Annotated in this window: 21 protein-coding genes; 19 read left to right on the top strand and 2 right to left on the bottom strand. The window is 48.1% G+C overall.

From position 1 onward, the window contains the following. Positions 1-38 precede the first annotated feature (38 nt). The 10 genes from QMA41_RS17765 to QMA41_RS17720 all read left to right on the top strand — a co-directional run bounded on the left by QMA41_RS17765 (position 39) and on the right by QMA41_RS17720 (position 10,023). On the top strand, positions 39-1,049 hold the full coding sequence (locus tag QMA41_RS17765) for an ornithine carbamoyltransferase (protein WP_095561301.1): 1,011 nt from the start codon (positions 39-41) through the stop codon (positions 1,047-1,049). A 488-nt stretch (positions 1,050-1,537) separates the two neighbouring features. Further along, positions 1,538-2,467 carry an aspartate carbamoyltransferase gene (pyrB, locus tag QMA41_RS17760; RefSeq protein ID WP_006963257.1) on the top strand — a complete coding sequence of 310 codons (930 nt, stop codon included), beginning with the start codon at positions 1,538-1,540 and terminating at the stop codon, positions 2,465-2,467. Between the two features lie 16 nt (positions 2,468-2,483). Next, positions 2,484-2,948: an aspartate carbamoyltransferase regulatory subunit gene (pyrI, locus tag QMA41_RS17755; protein WP_019276803.1), complete on the top strand. Its 465-nt coding sequence runs from the start codon at positions 2,484-2,486 to the stop codon at positions 2,946-2,948. Positions 2,949-3,234: 286 nt separating this feature from the next. Beyond that, positions 3,235-3,723, top strand: a complete 489-nt coding sequence (locus QMA41_RS17750) for an arginine repressor (protein WP_006963259.1) — start codon at positions 3,235-3,237, stop codon at positions 3,721-3,723. A 149-nt stretch (positions 3,724-3,872) separates the two neighbouring features. After that, entirely contained in the window at positions 3,873-5,663 is a 1,791-nt protein-coding gene (locus tag QMA41_RS17745; protein ID WP_281630323.1) for a protein-disulfide reductase DsbD, read from the top strand. Positions 5,664-5,840: 177 nt separating this feature from the next. Beyond that, on the top strand, positions 5,841-6,476 hold the full coding sequence (locus QMA41_RS17740; protein WP_006963261.1) for a response regulator transcription factor: 636 nt from the start codon (positions 5,841-5,843) through the stop codon (positions 6,474-6,476). Between the two features lie 106 nt (positions 6,477-6,582). Continuing rightward, a complete protein-coding gene (locus QMA41_RS17735; protein WP_006963262.1) occupies positions 6,583-7,209 on the top strand; it encodes a MarC family protein in 627 nt (208 codons plus the stop codon). A gap of 220 nt (positions 7,210-7,429) precedes the next feature. Then, positions 7,430-7,693, top strand: coding sequence for a DUF4212 domain-containing protein (locus tag QMA41_RS17730; protein WP_006963263.1), 264 nt, complete (start codon positions 7,430-7,432; stop codon positions 7,691-7,693). 12 nt (positions 7,694-7,705) lie between these two features. Further along, a complete protein-coding gene (locus tag QMA41_RS17725) occupies positions 7,706-9,433 on the top strand; it encodes a sodium:solute symporter family protein (RefSeq protein WP_019276806.1) in 1,728 nt (575 codons plus the stop codon). Between the two features lie 107 nt (positions 9,434-9,540). Continuing rightward, positions 9,541-10,023, top strand: a complete 483-nt coding sequence (locus QMA41_RS17720; protein WP_006963265.1) for a hypothetical protein — start codon at positions 9,541-9,543, stop codon at positions 10,021-10,023. Between the two features lie 99 nt (positions 10,024-10,122). Here QMA41_RS17720 and QMA41_RS17715 read toward each other — a convergent pair whose 3' ends face one another. Next, positions 10,123-13,551, bottom strand: a complete 3,429-nt coding sequence (locus tag QMA41_RS17715; RefSeq protein WP_281630322.1) for a NahK/ErcS family hybrid sensor histidine kinase/response regulator — start codon at positions 13,549-13,551, stop codon at positions 10,123-10,125. Between the two features lie 113 nt (positions 13,552-13,664). Then, positions 13,665-14,840, bottom strand: a complete 1,176-nt coding sequence (locus QMA41_RS17710; protein ID WP_281630321.1) for a 3-phenylpropionate MFS transporter — start codon at positions 14,838-14,840, stop codon at positions 13,665-13,667. A 195-nt stretch (positions 14,841-15,035) separates the two neighbouring features. On the opposite strand from QMA41_RS17710, the gene QMA41_RS17705 reads away from it, so the two are divergent. From QMA41_RS17705 to fis, 9 genes are all read left to right on the top strand, one after another. Further along, the gene (locus QMA41_RS17705) at positions 15,036-16,862 is read left to right on the top strand and encodes a DUF294 nucleotidyltransferase-like domain-containing protein (protein ID WP_281630320.1); all 1,827 of its coding nucleotides are present in this window, start codon (positions 15,036-15,038) and stop codon (positions 16,860-16,862) included. 2 nt (positions 16,863-16,864) lie between these two features. Further along, positions 16,865-17,497: a 3'-5' exonuclease gene (locus QMA41_RS17700; RefSeq protein WP_006963269.1), complete on the top strand. Its 633-nt coding sequence runs from the start codon at positions 16,865-16,867 to the stop codon at positions 17,495-17,497. 202 nt (positions 17,498-17,699) lie between these two features. Then, positions 17,700-19,652, top strand: coding sequence for an acetate--CoA ligase (gene acs, locus QMA41_RS17695; RefSeq protein ID WP_281630319.1), 1,953 nt, complete (start codon positions 17,700-17,702; stop codon positions 19,650-19,652). Positions 19,653-19,945: 293 nt separating this feature from the next. After that, positions 19,946-20,395, top strand: a complete 450-nt coding sequence (gene aroQ / locus QMA41_RS17690) for a type II 3-dehydroquinate dehydratase (RefSeq protein WP_006963271.1) — start codon at positions 19,946-19,948, stop codon at positions 20,393-20,395. 82 nt (positions 20,396-20,477) lie between these two features. Continuing rightward, entirely contained in the window at positions 20,478-20,945 is a 468-nt protein-coding gene (gene accB / locus QMA41_RS17685) for an acetyl-CoA carboxylase biotin carboxyl carrier protein (protein ID WP_038164282.1), read from the top strand. A gap of 15 nt (positions 20,946-20,960) precedes the next feature. Continuing rightward, positions 20,961-22,304 (top strand): acetyl-CoA carboxylase biotin carboxylase subunit, encoded by a 1,344-nt coding sequence (accC, locus tag QMA41_RS17680; protein ID WP_019276812.1) that lies wholly within the window; start codon positions 20,961-20,963, stop codon positions 22,302-22,304. A 137-nt stretch (positions 22,305-22,441) separates the two neighbouring features. Beyond that, positions 22,442-23,329: a 50S ribosomal protein L11 methyltransferase gene (prmA, locus tag QMA41_RS17675; protein WP_038164279.1), complete on the top strand. Its 888-nt coding sequence runs from the start codon at positions 22,442-22,444 to the stop codon at positions 23,327-23,329. A 139-nt stretch (positions 23,330-23,468) separates the two neighbouring features. Continuing rightward, a complete protein-coding gene (dusB, locus tag QMA41_RS17670; RefSeq protein ID WP_281630318.1) occupies positions 23,469-24,431 on the top strand; it encodes a tRNA dihydrouridine synthase DusB in 963 nt (320 codons plus the stop codon). A 72-nt stretch (positions 24,432-24,503) separates the two neighbouring features. Then, entirely contained in the window at positions 24,504-24,800 is a 297-nt protein-coding gene (gene fis, locus QMA41_RS17665; protein ID WP_000462885.1) for a DNA-binding transcriptional regulator Fis, read from the top strand. The last annotated feature ends 268 nt before the right edge of the window (positions 24,801-25,068 follow it).

Below are 25,068 nucleotides of genomic sequence, written 5' to 3'. Positions count from 1 at the left end.
GCAACGAGAAAGTGCACATCGATAAGAAGGAAAACATCATGGCTTTCAACCTACGCAACCGTAACTTCCTAAAATTATTAGACTTTACTCCGCGTGAAATTCAACACATGTTGGATCTATCCGTGGAGTTGAAAAAAGCGAAATACAACGGCTATGAGCAACCTCGTCTGAAAGGTAAAAACATCGCTCTGATATTCGAGAAAACGTCGACTCGTACTCGTTGTGCCTTTGAAGTTGCGGCTTTTGACCAAGGCGCTCAAGTTTCTTACTTAGGCCCAACAGGCTCTCAGATTGGTCACAAAGAATCGATGAAAGATACCGCTCGTGTTTTAGGCCGCATGTACGATGGCATCGAGTACCGCGGATTTGGTCAGGAAATTGTCGAAGAGCTAGGCGCTTACGCGGGTGTACCGGTATGGAATGGGCTGACCGATGAGTTCCACCCGACGCAAATTCTCGCTGACTTCCTGACTATGATGGAACATGGCCGTGGCAAACAGCTACACGAAATGAAGTTTGCCTACCTAGGCGATGCGCGCAACAACATGGGCAACTCTCTGATGGTTGGTGCCGCTAAAATGGGCATGGATATTCGTCTCGTAGCGCCTAAGCAGTTCTGGCCCGAAGAAGCACTTGTCGCACAGTGCCGTGCGATCGCTGAAACAACCGGTGCGAAAATTACCCTGACTGAAGATGTTCAAGAAGGCGTTCAAGGTTGTGACTACCTGTACACGGATGTGTGGGTATCGATGGGTGAAGCAAAAGAAGCATGGGCAGAGCGTATCAACCTAATGCTACCTTACCAAGTCAACATGGAAATGATTAAAGCCACAGGTAATCCTCATGTGAAATTCATGCACTGCCTACCTGCCTTCCACGGCGAAGATACCACGGTAGGTAAACAGCTTGCTGAAGAATACCCAATGCTTAAAAACGGCTGTGAAGTGACTGATGAGGTGGTTGAATCTGACTACTCTATTGTGTTCGACGAAGCTGAAAACCGTATGCACACCATCAAAGCGGTGATGGTAGCTACACTAGGTGACTAATATCATCGATTAAAAGTAATCATACTCAAATTAGACTGAGTATTGTTTGCAGGGAAATGCGGGTGGCGTTCATCATGTATCAAAAACATGCTGAATAAAGCCCGCATTTTTTTTCACACTTAATGGCTCATCATCACTCTCAATGCAAGACGGCACAACCGCTGTAAACGTGTCGCCAAAATGGGCGAAATGCGCATAAAAATCCAATTTATGAATACTTTACGCAAACGCTTGCGTTGGCTTTTTTTGTCCGTATAATCCTCCGCAATTTGTCTTCGGAGGATCAAAATGAACCTGTCAGCAATCACTCAATGTTGGCTTAACTTATGCCCTGACTCAGGGACATGTGTGGTTTCATTTTATTCTATCGATCCTTTTCAAGCCTCCTATTTAGGAGGCTTTTTTTTGTCTGAAATTTACATCAACCCATGGATTAGCAATCTACAAGGGTTGGACAAACTCACCCATTGAGACGAGGAAACACTGCTATGGCGCATTCGTTATTTAACAAGCACATTATCTCCATTCCTGAGCTCAGCCGCAGCGAGCTAGAGCTTATCGTCGACACCGCGGCTAGGCTAAAAGCCGAGCCAAACCCGACACTGCTTAAAAACAAAGTAGTGGCCAGCTGCTTCTTTGAACCTTCCACTCGCACCAGGCTGTCATTTGAAACGGCTGTGCAGCGCCTCGGTGGCACAATCATTGGCTTCGACAATGGTGGAAACACGTCACTGGCGAAAAAGGGGGAGACACTGGCCGACTCAGTTCAGGTGATTGCTTCTTATGTCGACGCCTTTGTGATGCGCCATCCACAAGAAGGGGCAGCGCGTTTAGCGTCCGAATTTTCCAATGGCGTACCTGTGGTCAACGGGGGTGACGGCGCGAATCAGCATCCAACTCAGACTCTGCTGGATTTGTTTTCTATCTACGAAACCCAAGGCACGCTCGACAACCTCAATGTCGCGTTTGTGGGTGACCTTAAATACGGTCGTACTGTCCACTCTCTGACTCAGGCACTGGCGAAGTTCAACAACGTTCGCTTCTTCTTTATCGCTCCTGAAGCATTGGCGATGCCCGATTACATCTGTGAAGAACTCGAAGAAGCAGGCATCAAATTTAGTATGCACAACAACATCGAAGACGTCGTACCGGAGCTTGATGTCCTGTATATGACGCGCGTACAGAAAGAACGCTTTGACGAGTCCGAATACGCTCACATTAAGTCAGCGTTTATTCTCACCGCCGATACGCTGAAAGAGGCGCGTGAAAACCTGAAGGTGCTTCACCCGTTACCACGCGTCGATGAAATCACAACAGACGTCGATAAAACGCCACACGCTTACTACTTTGAGCAGGCTGAAAACGGTGTCTATGCCCGTGAAGCCTTACTTGCCCTTGTTCTTAGTGAAACCCTTTAATTGCAGGAGAATTATCATGGTGAAAGAAACTCAACTACAAGTAGAAGCCATTCGTAACGGCAGTGTGATTGACCATATTCCTGCTAACGTCGGCATTAAAGTGCTCAAACTTTTTAAAATGCACAAGACCAATCAGCGCATCACCATAGGTCTCAACTTGCCTTCTTCGGCGCTCGGCGAGAAAGACCTCATCAAGATTGAAAATGTCTATTTGACCAAAGAGCAGGCCAACCAATTGGCTCTGTATGCGCCGAAAGCGACCGTGAACCAGATTGAAGAATATCAGGTGGTCAACAAGCTGACCTTAGCGCTCCCAGAACATATTCATAGCGTCTTTGAGTGCCCGAATAGCAATTGTATTTCGCACGGTGAACCTGTCGAAAGCCACTTTAAAGTGCAGCAAAAGCAGAGTCACGTTCAGCTCAAATGCCATTACTGTGAAAAAGTATTCTCACGCGAAATCATGGCAGAAGTGCGCTAATCAGCTCTGACAACCGCTATTTAAAAGTGCTGTGGATATTTATTCCCATTTGAGAATAAATATCCACACACCACAGAATTATCAACCAATAAAATCACTAATTAATAGTTTTTAATTGGTGATCCCTTTCAAAAAGCCACACTTTGTTTGGTGTTAAAATACTCCCGAATCAAATCTTTAAGTCACCACAGAAGTGACCGCTCAATGTCTGAAGGCACTACTAGGGAATGAAGTGCTGAAGGTCGCAAGGAAGAGTTATCTCTACGTCATGTTTTAAGGAGTTCGCATGAGTGAAACTCTAAATCTCGCTTCGGTGGATTACACTGAAGACAAAACCCTGACCGCAGCCTGTAAACGCCTGCTTCAACAACAAAGCTTTACCACTCAAAATGAGTTGCGCGAAGCACTGGTTGATATCGGCTTTGAAGGTATCAGCCAGTCTACGGTCTCGCGTCTGCTGTCTCAGCTTGGGGTGGTTAAGGTCCAGAATGCCTGTGGTAAAAAGGTGTATTGCATTACCGTTGAAACCGCACCTGTGCGTGTTGAGTCATCGATTTCCTCGCAGATTGAATTCATTACCCACAATCAGGCGATGGTGGTGGTTAAAACTCACCCTGGCAGTGCCCAGCTTGTCGCACGATTGGTCGACATCGACCCACACACCGAAATCCTCGGTACAGTAGGTGGCAACGACACCGTCCTCGTGATACCAAAAGACACCGATCATATTGATGCCTGCGAACGAGTGGTTCGCGCTCGACTCGGTGTGGCTTAAGTCTTGCCTACATCATCTCAACTTAAGTCAGGTATCGGCCTGACTTAAGCTTTTGAATTGGCGATATTTGTCGGAGTATGAAACTTATTCCCCCTTTCTCCTGTCTGATTGAGTTAAAATGATGAAAATTTAACTCAAGTGACTTTTCTATGCGTGCCGTCTTTTCACTGATTTTATTATGTCTGACTGTAGCTTCTGCCCCTGCTATGGCGCTTTTCGAGCAGTCTAACTCTGCACCAAGCTTCGGAAATCAGAGCAATACTTTTGTCCCTGTCGATCAAGCTTTCCAGTTTAACGCCTATCAGCAAGGCGATAAGGTTTTCCTCGACTGGCAAGTCAAACAGGATTACTACCTCTACCAGCACCGTTTATCGGTCAGCGGCGAAAATGTCGCGGTAGGCGAGCTGAAAATGGAAGACGGTCAGCCCTACAAAGACGAGTTTTTCGGTGAGGTCAACATCTATACCACGCCTCTGTTTGTCGAAGTGCCTTTGGCCGATTATCAGGATGGCGCGCGTCTGATTGTCCAGTATCAGGGCTGTGCAAAAGCCGGATTTTGCTACCCGCCAGAAACTCGCGTGGTTGACTTAACCAGTTTCCAATCCAGTGCTGGTGACCAATCGGCGCCATCAGGTAACACAAGTTCCGCACCAACAGACACTCCAGCCAAACCCTCACAGCCAGTTTCTAAGGAATCGAGCCTAGCATCTAGCCTAAGTGATAGCTGGTGGACACCCTTATTGTTTTTAGCACTGGGTGTTGGCCTTGCGTTTACGCCATGCGTGCTGCCAATGTATCCCATTTTGACCAGTATTGTGCTTGGCAGCGGCAAACTGAGCCACGGCCGAGCATTAGGCTTGGCGTTTATTTACGTTCAAGGGATGGCGCTCACTTACACCTTATTGGGATTGGTTGTCGCCTCTGCGGGTATGCAGTTTCAGGCTGCCATGCAACACCCTTACGTCCTGATTGGTTTGAGCGTCATGTTTGTTGCCCTAGCGCTGTCGATGTTTGGTGCCTACACCATTCAGCTGCCAAGTGCGGTGCAGACATGGTTGAATAACTTAAGTAACAAACAACAAGGTGGCAGCTCGCTCGGCGTGTTTGCGATGGGTGCGATTTCTGGATTGGTTTGTTCCCCTTGCACCACAGCGCCACTTTCAGGCGCACTGCTCTACGTCGCACAAAGCGGTGACTTACTCACGGGCGGCGTCGCACTGTACGCTCTCGCTTTAGGTATGGGCATCCCGCTAATACTGGTTGCGGTATTTGGCAACAAACTGCTGCCAAAAGCCGGTAACTGGATGGACAGAGTAAAGACCCTGTTTGGCTTTATTCTGCTTGCTGCGCCAATCTTTTTACTTGAACGTATCCTGCCAGAAACTTGGGCGACCGGACTGTGGTCCGCACTTGGTCTAGCCGCTTTTGGCTGGCTTTACCATGTCAAAAATTCACTGCCATTTGGTGGCTGGAAACAAAGTGCGGTCGGTATCATTGCGGTTCTTGGCTTATTCGCCTCAGCGCAACCCGCACTCAACTACTGGTTTGGTGGTCATACAGAACAAGCGCAGCCTAGTATTCAATTTACACGCATTAGCACCGTGGATGATCTCAACAGCCAGTTGGAACAAGCTAAGCTGGCAGGCAAACCTGTGATGCTCGACTTCTATGCTGACTGGTGTGTGGCGTGTAAAGAGTTCGAAAAGTACACCTTCCACCAGCCTGATGTAGAAGCAAAGCTACGTAATTTTGTACTGTTACAAGCCGATGTCACCAAGAACTTGCCGCAAGACATTGCACTGCTAAAAGAGATGAATGTACTTGGCCTGCCAACGATAGAGTTCTGGGATGCCAGCGGCCAACATGTCTCCAACGCCAGAGTAACCGGATTTATGCAGGCAGAGCCGTTTTTGCAACACATCAACGCCCACAGCCTGTAAGCACCAGCGGATTAACTTCACGCCAGTCTAACGACTGGCGTTTTTGTATCTTGTTTATTTATATGCAATTTGGCGATAAAACCCGATACAGTTCAGACTTTTAGGGTATGGATATTGTCCATACTCTCAAAGGTGACAATAATTCCTGTAAGCAAACTTTCAATAGCAGTTAACGTCATGGACTCGACCTACACCATTATCATCGCCGACGATCACCCTTTATTTCGTAATGCACTGTTTCAATCTGTGCACATGGCGGTTAGTGGTGCCAATTTATTGGAAGCGGACTCCCTCGATGCGCTTCTGGCAGTTCTTGCCAAAGAAGACGAACCCGACCTTCTGCTGCTTGATTTAAAAATGCCTGGCGCCAACGGGATGTCTGGGCTGATTCAGCTACGGGCAGAGTACCCGGACATGCCCATTGTGGTCGTGTCGGCCAGTGAAGAACCTTCCGTAGTCACTCAGGTCAAGAGCCACGGTGCGTTTGGTTTTATCCCTAAGTCGAGTGACATGCGAGAATTGGTCAGTGCATTGAATCAGGTCTTGAGCGGCGAACCTTTCTTTCCAGAAGGTTCCATCACCAACAACGCAGCTTGTAATGACTTAGCAGAGAAAATTGCCACTTTAACGCCACAACAATACAAAGTACTCGGAATGTTATCTGATGGCCTGCTAAACAAGCAGATTGCTTATGAGTTAAATGTTTCTGAAGCCACGATAAAAGCCCACATGACCGCGATCTTTAGAAAGTTAGGTGTTAAAAACCGCACTCAGGCTGTGATTTTACTTCAGCAGCTAGAATCTGAATCTTAATTTTCTTTTTCACCCTATCTCGATCATTTATCTGCTAAGATAGTCAAGTCGGTCATCTGATCGACTTATTCATCCCTCTGTTTCACTAACTCTGGGAGTCAAATCATTGCTTAGCGTATTGATCACTCAATTTGTCGTTCTCTGGGCCGTCATCGATCCGATTGGTTCCGTTCCGGTCTATCTATCCCAAACTCAACACCTCACTGCCAAACAACGCCGTTTAGTGGCGCTCAAAGCGGTAGGTATCTCAACAGGCGTACTTCTGTTCTTCCTCATTGCAGGTCAGCTGCTGCTGGATGCAATGCAGATTCCTCTACCTGCATTTCAGGCCGCCGGTGGCTTGGTACTCTTGCTGTTCGCTCTAACAATGATTTTTGGTGAATCTAAGCCTGAACAGGAAACTAAACTTTCTGAAGAAGTCAGCCACTCCGATCTGGCTGACTTAGCCGTCTACCCACTCGCGATCCCCTCAATTGCCTCTCCCGGTGCAATGATGGCGATCGTGATGCTGACCGACAACCACCGTTATTCCTTGGTCGACCAGGGCATCACCGCAGCGGTGATGGTGAGTGTTCTGTTGATCACCTTACTCCTGCTGCTTGGCGCGACACATATCCAGAAATGGATTGGCAATGTCGGCGCTGCGATCATCAGCCGAGTCATGGGGTTGATCCTTGCAGCAGTGGCTTTAAACAACCTGTTATTGGGCATCAAAGACTTCTACCTAGGTTGAATTATTTTATAAAGTCATCAACAAATCATTAGACCTTAGGCTAATTTAACACCACATTAACATCACAGAAATCTATCATTTAAATATTAAGCGCCTGATTTTTAGGCGCTTTTTGTTTTTTCTCACGCGACTAAAGTTGAAAAGAGTTCTTGCCAGCACCTTGCTAATGTAGATGGTGAAACATTTATTTAACAACGAAACCAATCGTAAGGAGGCGGCAATGGCGTTTGAAAGTCAGGAACGAGCCAAAGCCTACTGGGACAAAAACGTAAAACTGATGATCAGCTTAATGGTTATCTGGTTTGTCGTTTCTTTTGGCTGCGGCATTCTATTTGTCGACGAGCTTAACCAATTTCAGATAGGTGGTTACAAACTGGGCTTCTGGTTTGCACAACAAGGTTCCATCTATACCTTTCTAGGCATTATTTTCTACTACGCGTGGAAAATGCGCCAAATCGATCGCGAATTTGATGTGGACGAGTAAGGAGCAGTTCAGATGGATTTGAAAACAATCACTTATCTCGTTGTAGGTGCCACTTTTATCCTTTATATCGGTATCGCAATTTGGGCACGCGCGGGATCAACTAAAGAGTTCTATGTTGCAGGGGGCGGGGTTAACCCGATCGCCAACGGCATGGCAACCGCCGCAGACTGGATGTCTGCTGCTTCCTTCATTTCAATGGCAGGCCTTATCGCCTTCATGGGTTACGGTGGTTCTGTATTCCTGATGGGCTGGACAGGCGGCTATGTACTACTCGCTCTGCTTTTAGCGCCTTACCTACGCAAATTTGGTAAGTTCACGGTACCTGAGTTCGTTGGTGAGCGTTTCTACTCCAATGCTGCACGTATTGTTGCGGTTGTGTGTCTGATTATCGCGTCAGTGACTTACGTAATCGGTCAGATGAAAGGGGTTGGTGTTGCCTTCGGTCGATTCCTTGAAGTGGACTACTCAACAGGTCTACTGATCGGTATGTGTATTGTATTCATGTACGCGGTAATGGGCGGCATGAAAGGCATTACCTACACGCAGATTGCTCAGTACTGTGTACTTATTCTTGCGTACACCATTCCAGCTATCTTTATCTCGCTCCAGCTAACGGGTAACCCAATTCCACAAATTGGTCTCGGCAGTACTATGGCCGGAACGGATGTTTATCTACTCGATCGGCTTGATCAGGTGGTGACCGAACTTGGTTTCAGTGAATATACCACCCAAGTACGTGGCGATACCTTGAACATGTTCGTCTACACCATGTCTCTGATGATTGGTACTGCGGGTCTACCGCACGTTATCATCCGTTTCTTCACGGTACCGAAAGTACGTGATGCACGCACTTCAGCAGGCTGGGCGCTAGTCTTTATCGCGATTCTATACACGACTGCACCTGCGGTATCTGCAATGGCACGTCTAAACCTAATGGATACGGTTAACCCGGCTCCGGGTCAGAATCTTGCTTACGATGAACGCCCTGACTGGTTCAAAAACTGGGAAAAAACTGGCCTACTTGGCTTTGATGACAAGAACGGTGATGGCAACATCCAGTACACATCAAATGCTGAAACCAACGAGCTGAAAGTCGACCGTGACATCATGGTATTGGCTAACCCAGAAATTGCCAAGCTACCTAACTGGGTTATTGCACTGGTTGCCGCGGGTGGTTTAGCCGCTGCTCTGTCTACCGCTGCCGGCCTGCTACTCGCGATATCTTCGGCAATATCTCATGATTTAATCAAAGGCGTGATAAATCCGAATATCTCTGAGAAGAAAGAGCTACTGGCGAGCCGGATATCCATGGCGGTCGCGATTGCTGTCGCTGGTTATCTGGGGTTAAATCCGCCTGGCTTTGCAGCAGGTACGGTGGCACTGGCCTTCGGTCTGGCCGCATCGTCCATCTTCCCAGCCTTGATGATGGGTATTTTCAGTAAGAACATCAACAAGGAAGGCGCGATTGCCGGTATGATTGCAGGTATCACGATCACTCTATTCTACGTATTCCAGCACAAAGGCATCCTGTTCATCGCTGACTGGAAGTACCTAGAAAGCTGGGGCAGCAACTGGTTCCTAGGTATCGAACCTAATGCCTTCGGTGCTATCGGTGCGCTATTCAACTTCCTAGTTGCATTCGCAGTATCGAAAGTCACGGCAGAAACACCACAAGAAGTGAAAGATTTGGTCGAACACGTTCGTGTTCCAGCAGGCGCTGGAGATGCGGTAGATCACTAATCTACACTTAACTATTAAAGCCCCTCACGGGACGACCCGTCCGGGGCTTTTTTATTGCTCTTAATTCAGTTACCGTAGTTTCGAAACGTTGTCGCAAGGAAGCCAAGATGTTCAAAAATAAGCACTTTATTGTCGCTCTTTTGATTGCACCGATTCTGTCCATTATTGCCTATTTCGGCACTGACATGGCAGTCAGCGAAAAACCCCATGCCGCCAAAGAAGGCCAGAGCTACAAACTGGTCAGCAAATCAAACTGCCGCTACACCAGTGGTTTGTGCGATATGGAAAATGGAGACTTTAAGGTCAAGTTCCGCTCAGAAAAGCTTACTGATGAAAATCTTGAGTTATCACTTCATTCAGCCCATTCTCTCGAAGGCGTTAAGCTTTCTTTGGTCGACAGCCAAGAGCAGAACGCGCAACCAATCAATATGGAACCAGCCGATCAAGCAGGGCAAAACTGGTATATCACGTTACCTAAACCCACATCAGCAGACAGCTGGTTGAGAGTGGCGATTCAATCTGACGGCACGCTGTATTATGGGGAAACACAAACTGCATTTGTGAAATATGAAACACTGTTTACTGAGTAAACCGAAATTAGAATAGCTAAAAGGGTTGACGTGAAGCGTCAACCTTTTTGTTTAAACGCACTGAGTCATATTCAAACGCACGACAGGATGCTTGTAAGCCTAGACCCGATTCAGAATCGCTCTAAGTTTGAGCGGTTTAACTGGCTTAGGAATAAAGCTAAATCCGTTAGATTTAATGCCATCCATCATGTCGTTGGTTCGATCAGCACTGATGATCACCCCTTCAAAGCTATCTCCCAAGCGCAGGCGACACTGTTGGAGAACTTCAAGCCCTGTACGACCATTATCGAGACGATAGTCGGAGAGAACCACGTCCGGCAGCCACTCTTCGTCTAGACATTTCAGACTAGTGACAATATCGGTTGCCGTGCGCACGTTACATCCCCAACGCGCAAGCAAGTTCTCCATCCCGACCAAGATTTCCGGCTCATTGTCGACACAGAGTACATTAAGGTGGCTGAGGTCAGAGACGGCAGCAGAAGGCGCAGATTGCGGCTGCACTAAAGCTTCTGCACTGCGATGGAGTGTGATTGAGAATACACTGCCTTTACCGGGCCACGAACGCATGGATATTTGATGACCGAGCACGTGAGCGATGCCTTTCGAAATCGCTAAACCAAGCCCAAGCCCCTGATCTGAACGAACCTGACTGCCGCGGGTAAACTCTTCAAAAATTTCCTGCTGTTTGTCTTCATCGATACCGGTGCCGTTATCCCACACTTCAATCCTCGCCTGTTGACCTACCCGCCTTACCCCAAGCACCACCTTGCCTTTGGGATTGTAACGGAAAGCATTGGTCAGGAAGTTCTGCACCACCCTACGCAGCAGTTTCGGGTCAGATTGAACAATCAGCTGGCTTGGCACCATCTCAAACTCAATCCCCTGCTGTTTTGCCAACGCACTGAATTCAGCATTAAGGTTGGAAAGAACATCATTGATTGCAAAGCCGTGCACATTAATATCAAGCTTGCCAGACTCCAACCGAGAGATATCAAGTAAGTCACCGATCAGATCTTCAGCAGCCTCCAAAGCACTTTCAATATGCTTGGAGAGACGCTTGGTTTCCTCTTCTTGTGCCACCTCAGACAGTGACGAAGCAAACAGGCGGGCGGCATTCAGTGGCTGCATCAGATCATGACTGACCGCCGCAAGAAAGCGCGATTTCGACTGAGATTCATGCTCGGAACGTTGAGTGGCAGAGACCAGCTGTTTGTTGAGTTGCTCCAGCTCTTGAGTCCGTTCATGGACCCGCTCTTCCAAACTTTCGTTAGCGTCTTTCAGTGCCTGCTCTGCATCACGAAACACCGTGATGTCAGTAAAACTCATCACAAAACCACCGCCGGGCATCGGGTTGCCCTGCACTTCAATAACCCGACCATCAGGTCGAACTCGTGAAGAAGTATGACGGGTGCCTTGTTCGAGGTGATAGATACGGCGACGGACATGATCTTCTGGATCACCAGGGCCACATAGCCCCTGCTCAGCATTATGACGAATCACATCCGCGATCGGCCTACCCACCTGAATCAACCCTTGAGGAAATACAAACAGTTCCAGATATCGTTGGTTCCATGCCACCAGACGAAGCTGCTTATCAACCACCGCAATGCCTTGTCCAATATGCTCAATTGCCCCTTGGAGAAGCCCGCGGCTAAAGTCATACAACTCAGAGGCTTCATCGACAATGGTCGCGACTTCTTCCAGTTGCATGTTGCGCCCTTGTAGGGCAGAGGTCAGGACCAACTTTGCTGAAGAGGCACCAAAGACGCCAGCCAACACCCGTTCCGTGTGGCGGATTAAACTGGCGGGCGCCTGCTGATTCGGCAGCATAGTTTCGTGTTGCTGAGCCCAGTATTGCTCAAACGCAATGCGCACCCTTTGTCGACCAACAAATCGCGCAGCCAGCATTTCCAGCTCTCCCACCGTCACGCGGCTTTGGTAGAGGCTGATGTTCTCACTTTCTGGCATCGGCGTACCGACAAAAGACGCCGACTGCAAACGCTCACTCAGACTTGAACGCGTCATTAACGAAACCACTACATAGCACAGCGCGTTGATCGTCACGCTGAGGACAATTCCCCAGTCAGAACCTTTGATGCCTGCAGCCTGTAAAGCTTCTGGCGGTGTCACTAGCCATAGAAGGAAATTACTGTTGGCATCACCAGCCAGCATATCGGTCTGACTCATTAGGGTAATAAGCCATAAGCCAAAGCCAAACGCGAGGCCAACGTAGACCCCTTTTCGGTTGCCGTTACGCCAGTACATTCCTCCCAGTAGTGCGGGGGCAAACTGAGTAATCGCTGCAAATGAAAGAAAACCAATTGCTGATAGAGAGTGGATGTTGCCCAGAGCCTGATAGAAACCCCACGCCCCAAGTAACAACAGTAAAATCAAACCACGTCGGATAACCAATAATAGGCCGGAGAAATGGCGGTGATTTCGCTGAGCAAGCTTCATCCGGCGCAGCAACAGCGGCATCACCAAATCGTTCGACACCATGATGGCTAACGCAATAGTCGAGACAATAACCATTCCGCTAGCGGCAGACGTGCCACCGAGAAATGCCAGCAAAGCAATATCCTGAGCACCTACGGCCATCGGTAAGCTAATTACATACGTATCAGGGCTCGCACTACTCAGTAGCCCCTGCCCTACCCAAGCAATTGGTAGAACAAAGATGCCCATCAAAACCAGATACACAGGAAATAACCAACGCGCTGTATGCAAGTCCTGCGCACGCTCGTTTTCCACTACCATGGTATGGAACTGACGCGGCAGGCAAACAATCGCCATCATGGTCAGCACAGTATGAATTAATAATGTCGGCAGGTTTGGTGACTGATAGGTATCAGAGGCTATCGACATCAGCTCGATATCGCTGCGATTGAGTGCCAAATAGAGGATGAAACACCCAACTGCGAGGAATGCCACCAGCTTGACGATCGACTCAAATGCTATCGCCATCATCATTCCGCGATGGTGCTCTGTGTTGTCAATGTGGCGCGTACCGAACAACATGGTAAATATCGCCAATGCACCAACCACAAACCAAGATACATCCATGCCCCGAGCGTTAAATGCTTCCGGTAATTCCGGAGAGACGATCTCCAACCCCATGGTAATACCACGCAGCTGTAAGGCGATGTAAGGCAAGATCCCCGCCACGGCAATCAGAGTGACAGCCACGGCTAAGCCTTGAGATTTACCATAGCGAGCAGCAATAAAGTCGGCGATCGACGTAATGTGTTCGCGCTTAGCGGTAATAATCAAACGAGCCAGTACACGCCAACCGAGGGTAAACACCAAGATAGGCGCAATATAGATCGGGAGGAATGACCACGGATTGTTACTGGCCTGCCCCACCGTGCCATAGAAGGTCCACGACGTACAGTAGACCGCAATCGACAAACTGTAGATCCAAGGTCGCCAGCGAGCTAGCCAACGATGCTGCTTATCGCCATACCAAGCAATGAGAAAGAGGAGTCCGAGGTACATCAGTGATACGGTGATCACTAGCCAGCCTTGCATCTGATTTCCTTATCGAATTAAATTCCGCTGCTTTGTTCATACAAACAAAAACCTCTCCATATTGGAGAGGTTTCATTTAACTAAGGAAGCGAATCGAACTCAAACAGTTCCGCTTAATTCTGTGCTTTAACGTCGATAACCGAGGTACGTTCGCGTTTTGGTTCAACACGAATAAACAGGGCCAGAATACCCATCACCGCCATCGCCCAAAACACGTTCGCGCCCCAATTCTCATACCCCCAACCACTCAAGGCGGTCATCAGAGCGATGAATGCACCGAGCGGAATCGCATTGTACAGTGCTTGCAGCGCGACCATTTTTCTTGGCTCCGAGTGCTGGATGTATTGAATAGCAGCAATGTGTGCGACGGCAAACGTCACACCGTGGAGTAATTGAATTAAGACAAGCCCTATCAGTAACGTTGTCGAAGCGGTCAATCCCCAACGTACCACGACACCAATCGCAGCGACTAAAAACAGTGCACGTAGCGACCAACCGGCAAACAGACGCTTACTCAAGGCAAAAACCGCTACTTCCGCCACCACACCTAGACTCCACAGATAACCAATAATATCTTCAGAATGCCCTGCTTCTTTCCAGTATATCGAGCTAAAACTGTAATAAGCGGCATGACTGCCTTGAATCAAAGCCGCTAGAGCGAGGAACTTCAAGACGGACGACTCTTTCAGTAGCTCGGTCAGTTTCGGCCTTTCTGCCTGTTCCTCTTCCGTCGTAACAGGCATCGGATTGGTGTTACGCATCCCGACCAAAATGGCAAAAAATACCCCTGCTAGCGCGGTATACAAAATCATATCAGTGCCGAATTTGGCCACCAAATAGCCAACCACCGTCGAACCCGCAATAAAGGCCACGGATCCCCAGAGTCGAGCACGCCCATAATCGAGCATCTTCAGCCGCGCATAGTAGTTCGCCATCGCATCAGACAGCGGCACAATCGGCCCGCAGCAGAGGTTAAACAACACAGTTGCACCCGCCATCAACCAAAAACTGCCGCCAGTAAAGAAGTGAAAACCGATAAAAATTAGAGCAGCGATGCTCAGCCAACGCAGTGCGGGCATCAGGTGCTCAACCTTATGAATACGTGGCGTTAACACCATATTGGCGACACAACGAGTCGCAAAACCAATGCCGACTAATAAGCCGATATCCGTGGCCGAAACGCCCTGTTCCTCAAACCACAACGCCCAGAATGGCAAATAGACACCATAGGCAAAAAAGAATCCGACAAAGTATTGAGATATCCAGCCGTAGGGAGACGGATTGAGCATTATGACCTCTGAATGCGATATGAGAGCGGATGCCGCATTATCTCTGCTTACTTGCTGAATAAAAAGGGAAGATTACTCACCAATCTGTTTCCGCACGACCATCCTAAATTAGAGTGATTCGACCAAAGTCGTCTGGCACTTAAAAGGAAACTTGTCACACTTAAAACATGGTTTCTTTTCTCACGCGGGTCCGGTATGCCAGATAAATTCAACATGCACTCTCCACCGTTTGATCGTCTCGACGAGAGACAGCAAAACAAGCTACGTGCTTCGCTGGATGTGGCGTACTACCGAGATAAAGAAGTTTTGCTGGCAACCGACGGGGACAGCCAGCACCTGCATATTCTGATTAAAGGCGCTGTTGAGGAGCGCAGTGCTAATGGAGAGGAAGTATTCGCCCATTACGCCAATGATGACTTGTTTGATGTACGCGCGCTGTTTGAAGGTAAAGTCCGCCACCACTACGTCGCGCTAGAAGATACACTTACGTATCTGCTGCCTAAAGCGGTCTTTCTTGAACTATACAACGAAAATGGCCAGTTTGCGGCCTATTTCGATAACAATCTCGCCAAGCGACAGCAGTTGATTGAAGCTGCCCAGCAGCAACAGAGTCTGGCCGAGTTTATTCTCACTAAAGTTGATCGTGATATCTATCACCCTCCGATGATTCTTAACCCTAAGCAACCGCTTAATGAGGTTACTCAGGTATTAAAGCAGAATGGGATTGATGCCGCTTTGGTCAGGCTCCATGATGACGATCCACGCTTGGCCAATCATCCAAACCAGCTGCCTTTCGCTATCGTCACCCGAACCAACATGCTGCATGCCGTAATGCTTGACGGTCATCCGCTGGATACTCAGGTCAGCGCGATTGCAACTTTTCCGGTGGTTCATGTCGACGATGGCGATTTTCTGTTTAACGCGATGATAAAGATGACCCGTCAGCGTATGAAACGGGTCATGGTGGCGGACGGTAAAGAAGCAGTCGGTATGCTGGATATGACTCAGATTCTCAGTGCCTTTTCGACCCACTCTCATGTATTAACCTTGAGCATAGCCCGCGCTTCCAGCATCGAAGAACTGGCATTAGCATCCAATCGCCAGCGTCAGTTAGTCGATAGCCTGCTAGGAAACGGCATTCGTACACGCTTTATCATGGAGTTGATTTCTGCGGTCAACGAACAAATTATCGAAAAAGCGTTTGAACTGATTGTTCCTCCTGCCCTTCACGATCATTGCTGTCTGATCGTTTTAGGCTCAGAAGGGCGCGGGGAACAGATCTTAAAAACCGACCAAGACAATGCATTGATTATCAGAGACGGATTAGACTGGCCTCAGTGCGAAGCAGTTATGGCTCAACTGACCCACACTTTACAACAACTTGGCTACCCACTTTGCCCGGGTAACGTGATGGTCAACAATCCGAAATGGGTGAAAAGTCAGAGTAACTGGCAGAAAACATTAACACGCTGGTCTAAACCTTCTTCTGCCGAGCACGTCATGGATCTGGCTATTTTCACCGATGCCCACGCGGTCGCGGGCAACAAGACGTTACTCACTCCTGTGCGACAACACCTCAAAGGGCGGATGCTGAATAATATGCTGGCGCTACAGGACTTCACTCGACCCGCCTTGCAGTTCTCTCTGCCACTGACTCTGTTTGGCAACGTCAAATCGGATAAACAAGGAGTCGATCTGAAAAGTGGCGGTATCTTCCCAATCGTTCACGGGATTCGTACCCTAGCACTGGAATATGGCTTAGAGGAAAACAACACCTTTGACCGGATTGAAGCGTTGCGTAACAAGCGCATCTTAGAGCCAGAAACCGCGGACAACCTCAATGAAGCATTGAAACTGTTCTTTAAACTCCGTCTTAGCCAACAGGTCGCGAATCAACATAGTCACAACCGCATCAACCTCAAACTGCTCGAACGCACGGAACGTGACTTACTGCGACACAGCCTGCATGTGGTCAAAAAATTCAAACAGTTCCTTGGCTACCACTATCAAATTCGGGACTAATAATGAACTGGATTCAGCGCCGCTACTGGTATCACAAATTGAAGGGTTCGCCTTATCAACCCCTATTTGCCTCAGTCCAAAAGGGTGAGTATGTTTCGCTAGACTGTGAAACCACCAGCTTAGATCCAAAGCGCGCCGAACTGGTCACCATCGCAGCGACCAAAATCATCGACAACCGCATCATCACCAGCCAACCTTTCGAAGTGAGATTAAGAGCTCCCCAATCGCTGGATTCTAATTCGGTTAAGATCCATCAGATTCGTCATTCGGACCTGGCCGATGGCATCGATGAAAAACAGGCACTGACACAGTTACTGGCTTTTGTCGGCAATCGGCCACTGGTGGGATACCACATTCGCTACGACAAGAAGATTCTTGATCTGGCGTGTAAACGTCACCTGGGATTTCCTCTCCCCAACCCTTTAATTGAGGTCAGCCAGATTTACCACGACAAACTGGAGAAACACTTACCCAACGCCTATTTCGATCTGAGTCTGGAAGCCATTTGCAAACATCTCGATTTACCGATGCAGAGCAAACACGACGCTTTGCAAGATGCCATCTCAGCGGCACTGGTGTTTGTTCGCCTGACCAAAGGAGACTTACCGAGCTTAAGTCTGCCCTATACCCGCTAACGGATTCCTACGATCCAACTCTCAAAATCAAACATAGCTTCCTCAATACTAAGCAGAATCAGGCCTCTCATCCTAAAGTCTAATTGTCGAATTACGCTCGGTGCTAGAAAGTTACGGATATAGGGAATTTCGACAAACGTGGAAAACGTTTTAAACGAACACTTGCTCAATTCGTTCTGAATTAAGCCCAAGGAGAAAAGCAATGAGTGAAGCCCATATTTATCCGGTAAAAGAAAATATCAAAACAAATACCCATGCGGATAATGATACCTACCTCGCCATGTACCAACAGTCTGTCTCTGACCCAGAAGGATTCTGGAGTGAGCACGGTAAGATTGTTGATTGGATCAAACCCTTCACCAAAGTAAAAAACACTTCATTTGACACAGGCCATGTCGATATTCGCTGGTTTGAAGATGGTACGCTCAACGTATCTGCAAACTGTATTGACCGCCACCTAGCTGAGCGCGGTGACGACGTGGCAATCATCTGGGAAGGTGATAACCCAGCAGACGATAAGACACTGACATTCAACGAACTGCACAAAGAAGTGTGCCGTTTCTCTAACGCTCTCAAAGAACAAGGTGTACGTAAAGGCGACGTCGTGTGTCTTTACATGCCAATGGTACCTGAAGCGGCTGTTGCTATGCTGGCTTGTACTCGTATTGGTGCAGTCCACACGGTTGTTTTCGGTGGTTTCTCTCCAGAAGCTCTATCGGGACGTATCATTGACTCAGACGCAAAAGTCGTTGTTACAGCCGATGAAGGTGTGCGCGGTGGTCGAGCAGTTCCTCTGAAAAAGAACGTCGATGAAGCATTGACCAACCCAGAAGTAAAAACGATCGATAAAGTACTAGTGCTGAAGCGTACTGGTGGTGATATTGACTGGCATGAGCATCGTGATGTTTGGTGGCATGAGGCAACGGCATCTGTTTCAGATGATTGCCCACCAGAAGAGATGAAAGCGGAAGACCCACTCTTCATCCTCTACACATCAGGTTCAACCGGTAAACCTAAAGGTGTCCTTCACACCACAGGCGGTTACCTAGTTTACGCCACCATGACCTTCAAATATGTCTTCGACTACCAGCCAGGAGAAACCTTCTGGTGTACCGCTGACGTAGGTTGGATAACAGGTCACACTTACCTTATCTACGGCCCTCTAGCTAATGGTGCAAAAACTATTCTGTTCGAAGGGGTACCAAACTACCCTCACACCAACCGCATGAGTGAAGTTGTCGATAAGCACCAAGTCAATATTCTTTACACTGCGCCAACTGCTATTCGCGCGTTGATGGCAAAAGGCAATGAAGCGGTAGATGGCACTACCCGTGACAGCCTGCGTATCATGGGCTCAGTGGGTGAACCAATTAACCCTGAAGCATGGGAGTGGTACTACAAGACGATTGGTAATGAGAAATCTCCGATTGTCGATACTTGGTGGCAAACCGAAACCGGTGGTATCCTCATCACTCCATTACCAGGTGCTACAGCACTAAAACCTGGCTCTGCCACTCGTCCATTCTTTGGCGTACAGCCTGCGTTAGTCGATAACATGGGTAACATCATTGAAGAGACCGCAGCAGAAGGCAACTTGGTGATCCTTGATTCATGGCCAGGTCAAATGCGTACCGTATACGGCGACCATGAACGCTTTGAGCAAACGTACTTCTCCACGTTCAAAGGCATGTACTTCACCAGTGACGGTGCCCGTCGTGACGAAGACGGCTACTACTGGATCACCGGCCGTGTTGATGACGTGCTCAACGTCTCAGGCCACCGTATGGGTACCGCAGAGATTGAATCGGCATTGGTTGCCCACGATAAGATTGCAGAAGCGGCAATTGTCGGCATCCCGCATGACATAAAGGGTCAGGCCATTTACGCTTACGTAACGCTTAATGATGGTGAGTTCCCATCAGCAGAGCTGCACAAAGAAGTGAAGGATTGGGTACGTAAAGAGATTGGCCCAATCGCCACGCCAGACGTGCTGCACTGGACAGATTCTCTACCGAAAACTCGCTCCGGTAAGATCATGCGTCGTATCCTACGTAAGATAGCCACTGGTGATACCAGCAACTTAGGCGACACCTCAACACTGGCCGATCCAAGCGTTGTTGATAAGTTAATCGCCGAAAAAGCCGAACTTGCATAGAAATAGCAAAACAAGACTAAGCCGCCACATTTGTGGCGGCTTTTTTATTTGTTGGAACATATCTAGCGAGCTGAAGTCCAAGACAAAGCAGTCAAATTTGTTACCTTGGTAGCAGTTTTTCATCTCAGAAACGGGAGATTAGACCAGTAAATTGCTGCTAAATGCGCTGAATTGGCTATAATCTGGGTCTATTTTAAAGATCCAGCGTAAAATTTGACAATATAATCACGCTGAATCGGCAATATTATGGGAAGATTCCAGTTCATATCATGAAGTAGGAAGATGGCAGCACAATGACAGCTAAATCACGCATTCTTGTCTTAAATGGTCCAAATTTAAATCTGTTGGGTCTACGCGAACCGGGTCACTATGGTTCTCAAACCCTACCACAGATTATCGACACTTTAACCGAGCAAGCCCACAAAGCTGGTGTTGAACTAGAGCATCTGCAATCAAATCGCGAATATGAACTGATTGAGAAAATCCACGAATCTTTTGGCAAAGTTGATTTCATTATCATCAACCCAGCAGCCTTCACACATACTAGTGTTGCTCTGCGAGACGCCCTGCTCGGCGTTTCTATCCCATTTATTGAAGTACATTTATCCAACGTGCACGCACGCGAGCCTTTCCGCCATCACTCTTATCTCTCAGATAAGGCACAAGGTGTGATTTGCGGCCTAGGTGCACAAGGTTATGAATTCGCTTTGTCTGCTGCCGTAAACACATTGCAGGCACAGTAGCTTAATTACTATCACAGTAAATGAACACACTCTGCAGCTCACAGAGAGCTGTCTTATTCACAAGATAAAAGAGAAAGAAAAGATGGATATCCGTAAAATCAAAAAGCTTATCGAGTTAGTTGAAGAATCTGGCATTGCTGAGCTAGAAATCTCTGAAGGTGAAGAGTCGGTACGAATCAGCCGTAACGGTTCAGCGGCACCAGCTCCAATTCAATACGCAGCAGCACCAGTTGCAGCGGCACCAGCAGCAGCTCCTGCGGCGGCACCGGCAGCAGCACCTGCTCCAGCAGCAGAAGCAGCGCCAGCAGTACCAGCGGGTCATCAAGTTCTTTCTCCAATGGTCGGTACTTTCTACCGTGCTCCAAGCCCAGACGCGAAAGCATTCATCGAAGTAGGTCAATCAGTAACCGCTGGCGAAACTCTATGTATCGTTGAAGCAATGAAGATGATGAACCAGATCGAAGCAGACAAATCTGGTGTAGTTACTGCAATCCTAGTTGACGATGGTCAGCCAGTTGAATTCGACCAACCACTTGTTGTTATCGAATAATAGAGGCTGTCTCTTATGTTAGATAAATTAGTCATCGCGAACCGAGGCGAAATTGCGCTTCGTATTCTTCGCGCATGTAAAGAATTAGGCATCAAAACCGTTGCTGTACACTCAACAGCAGACCGTGATTTGAAACACGTTCTTCTTGCTGACGAGGCAATTTGTATCGGTCCAGCTCGTGGTATCGATAGCTACTTGAACATCCCACGTATCATTTCTGCAGCAGAAGTAACGGGCGCGATCGCTATCCACCCAGGTTACGGCTTCCTGTCTGAGAATGCAGACTTTGCAGAGCAAGTTGAGCGTAGCGGCTTTATCTTTGTTGGCCCGAAAGCGGAAACGATCCGCATCATGGGTGACAAGGTTTCTGCTATCACAGCAATGAAAAAAGCGGGCGTTCCTTGTGTACCAGGTTCTGACGGCCCTCTAAACGATGATGAAGCGGCGAATAAAGCTCACGCTAAACGCATCGGCTACCCAGTCATCATCAAAGCCTCTGGCGGCGGCGGTGGTCGTGGTATGCGCGTGGTTCGCTCTGAAGCTGAACTAGTAGAAGCTATCGCGATGACGCGTGCAGAAGCAAAAGCAGCATTCAACAACGACATGGTTTACATGGAGAAATTCCTAGAAAACCCACGTCACGTTGAAGTACAGGTGATTGCTGATGGTCAAGGCGGTGCTATCCACCTAGGTGAACGTGACTGTTCTATGCAGCGTCGTCACCAGAAAGTGGTTGAAGAAGCGCCTGCTCCGGGTATCACAGCAGAAATGCGTAAGTACATTGGTGAGCGTTGTACGCGTGCTTGTTTGGAAATCGGTTACCGCGGTGCGGGTACGTTCGAGTTCCTTTACGAGAACGGCGAATTCTACTTCATCGAAATGAACACGCGTATTCAGGTAGAGCACCCAGTAACAGAAATGGTGACTGGTGTTGACCTGATCAAAGAACAGCTTCGTGTTGCAGCAGGTCAGCCTTTGTCATTCACTCAGGATGACATCAAGATCCGCGGCCATGCAATTGAGTGTCGTATCAACGCAGAAGACCCTGAGCGTTTCCTACCTTCACCTGGTAAGATTGAGCGCTTCCACGCACCAGGCGGTATGGGCGTTCGTTGGGAATCGCACATCTACACGGGCTACACAGTACCACCGCACTATGACTCAATGGTCGGTAAGCTGATCACATTCGGTGAAAACCGTGATGTTGCGATTGCTCGCATGAAGAACGCACTCGGTGAGATGATCATCGAAGGCATTAAGACCAACGTTCCGCTGCAAGAAAGCATCATGAACGACGAAAACTTCCAACACGGTGGTGCGAACATCCACTACCTAGAGAAGAAACTCGGTCTGCAGTAATTCGATTACTGACACGATACAAATGCTCACTTCGGTGAGCATTTTTGTTTTCAGCGCACTCTGGACTCAAATAACCCCCCGAGTTCTGCTACACTCTGCGCAAATTTAAATCTAACTATCTAGACGAGCACATACCCATGCCTTGGATTCAAATCAAACTCAATGCGACCAACGACAACGCTGAGCAAATCGGCGACATGCTAATGGAAGAAACAGGAGCACTGTCTGTAACCTTCTTAGACGCGCAGGATACGCCAGTATTTGAACCTTTGCCGGGAGAAACTCGTCTGTGGGGTGATACGGATATTCTCGCTCTGTACGACGCAGAAGCGGATACTAAGTTTATTATTGACCAGACCAAGAACAGCAACTTGCTACCAGAAGGCTTTGCTTACAAAGTGGAGCAGTTGGAAGACAAAGACTGGGAACGAGAGTGGATGGACAACTTCCACCCGATGAAGTTTGGTGAGCGTTTATGGATCTGCCCAAGCTGGCGAGACGTCCCAGAGCCGGATGCGGTCAACGTGATGTTAGACCCTGGCCTCGCTTTTGGTACTGGTACTCACCCAACTACTGCGCTGTGTCTGGAGTGGCTGGAAGGGCTAGACCTATCGGGTAAAACCGTGATCGATTTTGGTTGTGGGTCTGGCATCTTAGCGATCGCCGCGATCAAACTCGGTGCTGAAAAGGTCATCGGGATCGATATTGATCCTCAGGCTCTCATCGCTTCAAAAGACAACGCCGAGCGCAATGGCGTTGCCGATAAGCTCGAAGTTTTCCTACCTCAAGATCAGCCAGAGGGCCTGATCGCTGACGTCGTCGTCGCGAACATCCTTGCAGGTCCACTTCGTGAGTTGTCGCCGATTATCAAGTCTCTAGTCAAACCGAACGGTGAACTAGCGATGTCTGGCGTGCTGGATACACAAGCAGAAGATGTGGCTAACTATTACCGTGATGAACTTCACATTGATCCTATCAAGGAGCAAAGTGAATGGTGTCGCATCTCTGGTCGAAAGCAAGGCTAGATAAGACTTTCAGGGCTAATTGTTTGAAATTCATACAAATTACAAAAACAATTTGTAAATGCTCAAATATTAGTCTTTTCACAGCGAAAAAAAATGCGTAAAATGCGCGCCCTTGCTGGTACTAAGCTGTGAAGACGTTTTGAAAATCGGAAATCATCAACTTAAGAATAATCTCATCGTCGCCCCAATGGCGGGAGTGACCGATAGACCGTTTCGAGAGTTATGCCTCCGCTATGGTGCTGGGATGGCCGTCAGTGAAATGATGTCCTCAAACCCAAAGCTATGGAAAACGTCAAAGTCCAAGCAGCGCATGGTGCATGAAGGTGAATCGGGCATTCGCTCTGTACAGATTGCGGGTGCGGATCCACAACTGATGGCCGATGCTGCTCAGTTTAGCGTTGAAAACGGTGCGCAAATCATCGATATCAACATGGGCTGCCCAGCAAAAAAAGTGAATAAGAAGCTTGCCGGTTCTGCACTGCTTCGCTTCCCAGATATCATCGAAGATATCCTGAAAGCGGTAGTCAATGCAGTCGATGTCCCAGTGACACTCAAAACCCGAACAGGCTGGGACCCAGATAATAAAAACTGTGTCCAAATCGCTAAATTAGCCGAAGACTGCGGTATACAAGCGCTTGCTCTGCATGGCAGAACAAAAGCCTGTATGTACAAAGGCGAGGCCGAATATGACAGCATCAGAGCGGTCAAGCAGGCAATTTCGATACCGGTTATCGCAAACGGTGATATCGATAGCCCAGAGAAAGCCAAGCGCGTACTGGAGTACACCGGTGCAGACGCTCTGATGATTGGACGTCCCGCCCAAGGTCGTCCATGGATTTTCCAGGAAATCCAACACTTTTTGGAAAACGGCACCACGATGCCTGACCTTCCGTCCGTGGAAGTGAAAGACATTCTGCTGGGTCATGTGAATGCGCTCCACGATTTTTATGGAGAGTACTTAGGGCCACGAATCGCGCGTAAGCACGTAGGTTGGTACCTAAAAGAGCATGAGCAAGCAAGTGAGTTTCGCCGTACCTTCAACGCGATTGAGGCAGCAGAGCTGCAACTTGAAGCGTTAGAAGAGTATTTTGATAAAGCCTAACTATTTGAAGTGAACGCTTCAGATACGATGGCTAAACGTTGCATCATAATTAAGAGAAGAGCTAGACCGAATATGTTCGAACAAAATCTGACTTCAGAAGCATTAACAGTAACTACAGTAACGTCACAGGACCAGATTACTCAGAAACCATTACGTGACTCTGTTAAAGCGTCTCTTAAAAACTACTTGGCTCAACTAAACGGCCAAGAAGTCACAGAACTATACGAATTAGTTCTAGCTGAAGTTGAACAGCCACTACTAGATACCATCATGCAATACACTCGCGGTAACCAAACTCGCGCAGCAACTATGATGGGTATCAACCGCGGTACTCTTCGCAAGAAACTTAAAAAATACGGCATGAACTAATACGTTCTGACGAATTTTTGTTTTGAGAAAGCCGATTCCAAATGGATTCGGCTTTTTCCGTTTCTAGTCGCCTTTAATTTATAAAATTCAATTCATTTGCACACTCACTGCTCAGCATGTTTTACTTATGAGACTCCCAAAGAGCAGAGAAACCAAACGCATATTAAGTCTCACTTTCGTGCCATCTAACTGAGCAAATAGTAAGCAAACTGTGATCTATCACGATTGCCATCACTACCTGTCTAGATATAATGCGGTGTTCATCTGT

Source organism: Vibrio sp. St2 (assembly GCF_947311885.1).
Classification (GTDB): domain Bacteria; phylum Pseudomonadota; class Gammaproteobacteria; order Enterobacterales; family Vibrionaceae; genus Vibrio; species Vibrio coralliilyticus.
This window is presented reverse-complemented; position numbering and strand designations above follow the sequence as displayed.